Annotated in this window: 3 protein-coding genes; 1 reads left to right on the top strand and 2 read right to left on the bottom strand. The window is 40.1% G+C overall.

The window, feature by feature from the left end:
* Window positions 1-522 precede the first annotated feature (522 nt).
* On the top strand, window positions 523-816 hold the full coding sequence (locus CK510_RS24920; RefSeq protein WP_095724241.1) for a WGxxGxxG family protein: 294 nt from the start codon (window positions 523-525) through the stop codon (window positions 814-816).
* A 124-nt stretch (window positions 817-940) separates the two neighbouring features.
* Here the strand turns inward: CK510_RS24920 and CK510_RS24915 are convergent, their stop codons facing one another.
* Window positions 941-2,368, bottom strand: coding sequence for an IctB family putative bicarbonate transporter (locus tag CK510_RS24915; RefSeq protein WP_095724240.1), 1,428 nt, complete (start codon window positions 2,366-2,368; stop codon window positions 941-943).
* 1,128 nt (window positions 2,369-3,496) lie between these two features.
* Window positions 3,497-5,074, bottom strand: a complete 1,578-nt coding sequence (locus tag CK510_RS24910; protein ID WP_095724239.1) for a GAF domain-containing sensor histidine kinase — start codon at window positions 5,072-5,074, stop codon at window positions 3,497-3,499.
* Between the last annotated feature and the right edge of the window lie 872 nt (window positions 5,075-5,946).

Below are 5,946 nucleotides of genomic sequence, written 5' to 3'. Positions count from 1 at the left end.
TTTGGAATGGTGGGAAATAAAAAAGTGAGTTATTAAATCTGAAATTTCGTACCAACTTAATATGAAGACGCATAAAATACCCCCACCGCCTGTGGCACCTCCCCTACCCTTCGGGAACGCGAAGCGCATAAAGTAAGGGGAGGTATAGAGAGAGGAGTCAGAGAATGTGTAGCCTCACATTATTTGATATTACGCTCTTAACTAGCATAACCAATAAATAATGAACTGTTTGATAGCAATTCGCGATTATCTATTAAAAATTAATAATAAACCATTAACATTAACATTTAGATTCTGTTTGTTGTGGCGCGATACGCCTTTGGCGTTAAGCTGAGTCCCAAGGGGACACGCTCCGCGTAGCTTGCTTCCACGGAGTGGTACGCTTATCGCACTCTTTCACCCTCTTCCACACCTTAAGGAATATCCTATCTCACAATCAGTTTATAGCTTCAGGTTGATTTTATTCGAGTAGTGCCTGGGTAGAGTGATGGGGAACTGGAACTGAGATGGGGAATTCAAACAATGGAAAATTATTTTAGCAAAGCGATTGGAGCCACTGCATTAGTTGCAAGTTTAGCAATTATGCCTTTGTCTGCTCCTGCACAAGCTCAAACTAACACTGATGGAACCACCACAACAACCCCAAATACTAGGGTTTACAATGACGGCACCTATGGCGATCGCAATTTTGATTGGGGTTGGTTGGGGTTACTTGGTTTAATCGGTTTAGCTGGTTTAACTGGTAAGAAGCGTACTGAAGAATCTACTCGCTACCGCGATCCTAATGCTGTTGGTAATAGCACTTATCGCGAATAGGAGGCAAAAGGGGAAGGGGGAAAGCAAAACAATTCGCTTTTCCTCGCTCCGCGAAAAGTCAAGCTATACAATTGTTTAATCTAGGATACAGAGCAGTATTTCCGCTTTCCCCTTTTATACCTCACTAATTTGCTGCTGCTTGTGGATTGGAGGAAATAACATCTCGATTTTGGTCTTGCTGTTGAGGTGTCCAATAGCTGGCAACTAAACCCACCATCATCCACCAAAGGGTGTTAATTTCCGGACGATACCAAACCGTATCGACAAAACCATGACCAAGCATGGCAACCAACGATGCGATCGCACCAATCATCCAGAGTCCATCAGCGTTACGTTCTTGGTAAAACCGTTGGAGTTGGACTAAGCCAGTATTGAATGTGACAATTAAAAGCCAGATAAATGCACCTAAGCCGATAAAGCCCATTTCTACGGTGATTTCCAAAATCACAGAATACGCACTTAGGGCAGTGAATTTTGGCAATTGATACAGTGGATATACGTTATTAAAGGAATTATGACCAGGACCAATGCCCAATATGGGGCGATCGCGAATCATCCGAAATACCGCATTCCATACGTTAATCCGGAAGTTATTACTGCTATCACCACGACCAGCAAAAATACTTACAATCCTGAGACGGAATGTTTCCGAAGCGCCAAATGCGATCGCAAATAAGGCAACAAAGCTACCCAAAAGTATGGGAACTAGCCAAGTTCGCCAAAATCTTGGCAGTAAATCGGCGTACCAGTATCGCAATAATAGGACAACGACAATAGCTGCTAATGCTAATCCAATAAAGCTACCGCGACTATCCGCAAAGCGGAAGCAAGCTAAATTTACAACTAACATTGTGGCAGCCAAGCATTTGCGGGCTAATCCTTTCCAAGCAAATACTGCAATTAAACTAAGAATTATTGCAGGTAGCAAGTAACCAGCGAGTAAATTGGGATTACCAAGATAACTATAAACCCGAGTATTTTTTGCTAGTGGTGATTCTGGATCAACCCAAGTTGCTAATTGTGCTGCACCAAATAATTTTTGCCTAACTCCATATACGCTGGCAATTAGTCCAACATGCATGTATAAAATCAGCAACCAATTCCGTAAGCGAGGAAATTGGAGTACCCTAGCACAAAGGGCGAATAGAAATAAATAAAGGGTAAAATTCCTGAAATCGGTAATTGCAAATTTACGGACTGGTGATAGAGCCGTAGCTAAAAATGCAACTCCCCAAAATATAAATACCAATATATGGATCGGGGTGACTTTGGGGAGATTGAGAGCATTGCGATCGTCGGATACACTTAGCAGTATCCAAAAGACACCACATCCAAGCAAAATCAATCCAACTAAGTCATTGGCAACAAATGGTGCGAGTCCATAAAGCAGACTCAGTAAAGCCGCAGCGATTATTTCTCCCCACTGCATCAAAATACTAGTCTCCCGCCAAGAGCGCAACAGCCCAAATAAGGAACGGTGCAGGTAACTAGTAGCGAGATATTCCCGCAAAGGAAAATTAGATAATGTAAATCTTTGCCAAACTAAATTCATCCACCACCTCGCGATTAAGGTTGACTCCTGTACAGAAGTTCGACTTAATCATAATCTGGCTGGTTCCAAAAAGTTAACATTCCTAGATTGCAATTTGAGAAGTTTTCTAATATTGCGATGTAGAGACAAGACATCCACCGAAAAGTGACACTGTGTCACTTGCCGAACTGCTCAGGGCAGCGCGTCTCTTTGTATTCAATCAAAATATACGCTTGTAGTAGGCTGTTGACTTTGATGGAATTTTGACGCTTTTGGCTCGTACCATTTTTCTGTCATATCTCGTTCCCAGTCTCTGGCTGGGAATGCTATTTGCGAGGAACTGTGCCTTGATTCAGGAGGGGGGAGGGGAGCCTCCCTATATGAGTTCCCACGCAGAGCATGGGAAACAGTTCGACCTTCTCGACATGATTTTAGTATGAATTTTTATGACCCAAAAAACTACAAAGTCAACAGCATAGCGTAGGGGTGGGATTTCCCCACCCTTATATTTTATTAATCAAATATAAATACTATCGGTGAACTACTCAGACTTGCCTACGGAACCGAGTCTGAGCTTCCCAATTCATCGGGAATAGCCTCTAAAACTCAGTAGTTTTTTTTGGTCTGACATTCCCTCCAAGGGCAGGAGTCCTGGTTCCCAAGACCCAAATTTTTCTCTTGCGACATATGCCTATTAGCTTGGTTTTCGCTGTCTTGAAAAGTTTTGTGGAAGGAGACCTTCCCCACAAACTTTTCGCTTGCGGCATTGATGGTCAAGACATCATATATCTTACCAGAAAATTTTGGGGATTCGTCATAACATAAGCGAATTTGTTTTTACTGTGTAAAAAATCAATTCCAGATGTAATCCTTATCTCCCGCTCACAATACCTACCATTAGAGTACATTGAAGGTGGGGAATAGGAGCGACTCGTTAATTGCTTATAACTCATTGTGAAATTATTTATACCTAATCGTTGACTGGGTTTTGGGTATTAGGTAATTACTAGTTGTTGCTGATTGATTGATTGATTGTTGGTTGGTTAGGTATATTTAAAACTAAATCAAAGCTAAATCAAAGCTAAATGCATTATGTAGTCTCACCGTCTTTTCTAACCCCTAATCCCTATACCCTATTGCCCACATTAACTATTTATTACTTGTGTTTTCCGATGTCTTAGTAGCTGGCAATGGCAACGATAACACATAGCGATATCCAGATTCTGCTGAACCTTGAATTGAAATATGTCCCCCGTGCAATTCTGCTAGTTGACAGCTTAACAACAAACCTAAGCTTTCACGCGATAGGTGATTGTGCGGTTTGTTCATGTCTAAATCACCAGAATTTACAGAAATAAATCCGGAGTTGGATGCTGCCAAATCTTTTGATTTATCCATTGTCATTGAGAAGCCGTCCAGTTCGGAAACTTCTGAATGTGTATTGTAGTTCTGAACTACGCTTGTAAGTTCTAACAATGGTTGCGGGTTGAGACGGAAGTACGGATCGACTTCGGTAATTCCATCACCTAACCAAGGATGGGATACCCAAACGGTAATATTCAGGGAATCTTCTTTGTAGGAAACGTGAATCCGCACAACACTTCCTGTCGCGGAAACTTGAATGACGCTAAAAATTAAGTGGTATAGAATTTGACGAACTTTATCTTTGTCGAGGGGTAAAATTCGGCTGCGTCCAGGTTCAAGCGACAAACGAATGTCTTGTTCGCGACGGTTAGCTGCTTCTTCAAGGGTGTTAATCGCTTGTTGGCAGAGCATTTCGATATCGACGGGGGCAATATTTAATGCGGCTGTGCTTTCGTTCATTGCTCCCAGTTCCGAAATTTCGTTGACTAAGGAGAGCAGGTAGCGTCCACTATGCTGGATAATTTCTAAGTATTCCCGTTGTTTGGTTGTTAGAGGACCATAAATTTCCCGTCCTAAGACGCTTGCCATTCCCAATACTGATGTGAGAGGGGTACGTAATTCTTGGGTTAGTTGGGATAGTAGTTCAAGTTTTAGGTGGTTTGTGGTGACTGCTTCTTTGTCTAGTTCTTTGGTTAAAGTTGGGGCACTGAGTTTGATTTCGTTGATACCACTACTTGATGTTGACCAACCTGATTCTTTGGGGGAATTAGGATGGGAATTAGTACCGTTTGTCGTTGCTTGCAGTAAGCGATTACGTTCAAACTCACTCATGCACCAACGGGCAATTATTTGTAAAAATTCAATATCTCTGGTAGAAAAGTTCCGTGGTACTAAGTCTAAAACAGCCAGCACTCCCAAGCAGTTACCGGATGCATCGATGAGTGGAGCGCCTAAGTAGGCACGTACTCCGTATTCTTTGACGAGCTTTGTAATATTAAGTTCGTTGGCTACATATTTATGCGTATCGTTAATGACGACTATTTGGGAGCTTTCGACTACTAACGTGCAAAATGATTCTTTGCGTGGTAGCTGACGATTTTGCGCCAGTTGGTTCATTAATCCCAAGCGTGATAATCCGATCGCGGATTTAAACCAGTGACGTTCTTGGTCAATGAATCCTAATACCGAAATGGGTGCTTCGAGGAAATGTGCGACGGTTTGAGTTGCTTCTTCAAATACTGGAATTGTTTCTGATTGGCGCAAACCTAGTCCTGACAAGGCTTTTAGTCTTTGCTGCTCTCTATTTTCTTGGGAATCCCAACCTTCTTTTAATCCAAACAGTTTATTTTCTGGCTCTAACATTACTACTTGACCTTGATTAAGTATTTGATAAGGATTTTCATATAACCGACGTTATTTTGGTTATTTTTCTATTTCTAAGCATTCCCTAATTTTGAGTCTGACAAACAAATTTGCAATATTTTTTTTTACATTGCGAGGAAGAGTGATATTTATACTGAGTTGGGAGGGGTTTGCACTACCTATTTACTTAGGTACAAATATGTTGTCTGATATGTGGCTAAAAGTACATATGGGCAATGGTTTCAGTTATTTACTCTACTTATAAGGAATCGATTTTTAAGCACTGCTAACAATTATTATAAGTCCCGAAATTTAGTTATCACATACAGACGATTTACTTACTTAATAGCTGTAATTATATTATCAAAGATATCGTTATTCTCACTGAGGCAGTTTAGATAAGATTGGGTGCAAATTATTTATTAGGATTCTGTTTTCATTTTGGTGCGATACTCCGTAAAGAGTGGTCTCTGACCATCGCAGCGAGTTGAATTAATTAAATCAGAATAATATTTTTTATTTAGTTGCTAGTTGGGAAAATAAATTGTGTATGTAAGGTTTTACGAAAGTGTAAATTCTCAAGTAATAAAAGATTATTCAATCATTTTTACATCTGATTTTGTTGTCTATGGCTTCCCTGTAATTACTCATAAGTAGATAATATTCTCTGGGAATTATTGAGCTATCGTCATAGTTTTATTGGTTTTAAACCATTGACTATATATTCCAATAAACGGACTCTAAATAATTCTAATTAATTTACTACTATTTTTAATATTCTTGCTAAAAGCGGATTCAAGGGGATTTTTCAGCGTATGACATTCCCAAAAAAAATAAATAATATACAATTAATACAAAATAAATAAAAAAAT

Source organism: Brunnivagina elsteri CCALA 953 (assembly GCF_002289455.1).
GTDB classification, from domain to species: domain Bacteria; phylum Cyanobacteriota; class Cyanobacteriia; order Cyanobacteriales; family Nostocaceae; genus Brunnivagina; species Brunnivagina elsteri.
The sequence above is the reverse complement of the archived record's forward strand: the minus strand, read 5'-3'. Positions and strand labels throughout refer to the sequence as shown.

Coding starts and splice junctions, on each gene's coding strand:
- CK510_RS24915 (WP_095724240.1), bottom strand. CDS start 2,368: ATGAATTTAGTTTGGCAAAGATTTACATTATCTAATTTTCCTTTGCGG.
- CK510_RS24910 (WP_095724239.1), bottom strand. CDS start 5,074: ATGTTAGAGCCAGAAAATAAACTGTTTGGATTAAAAGAAGGTTGGGAT.
- CK510_RS24920 (WP_095724241.1), top strand. CDS start 523: ATGGAAAATTATTTTAGCAAAGCGATTGGAGCCACTGCATTAGTTGCA.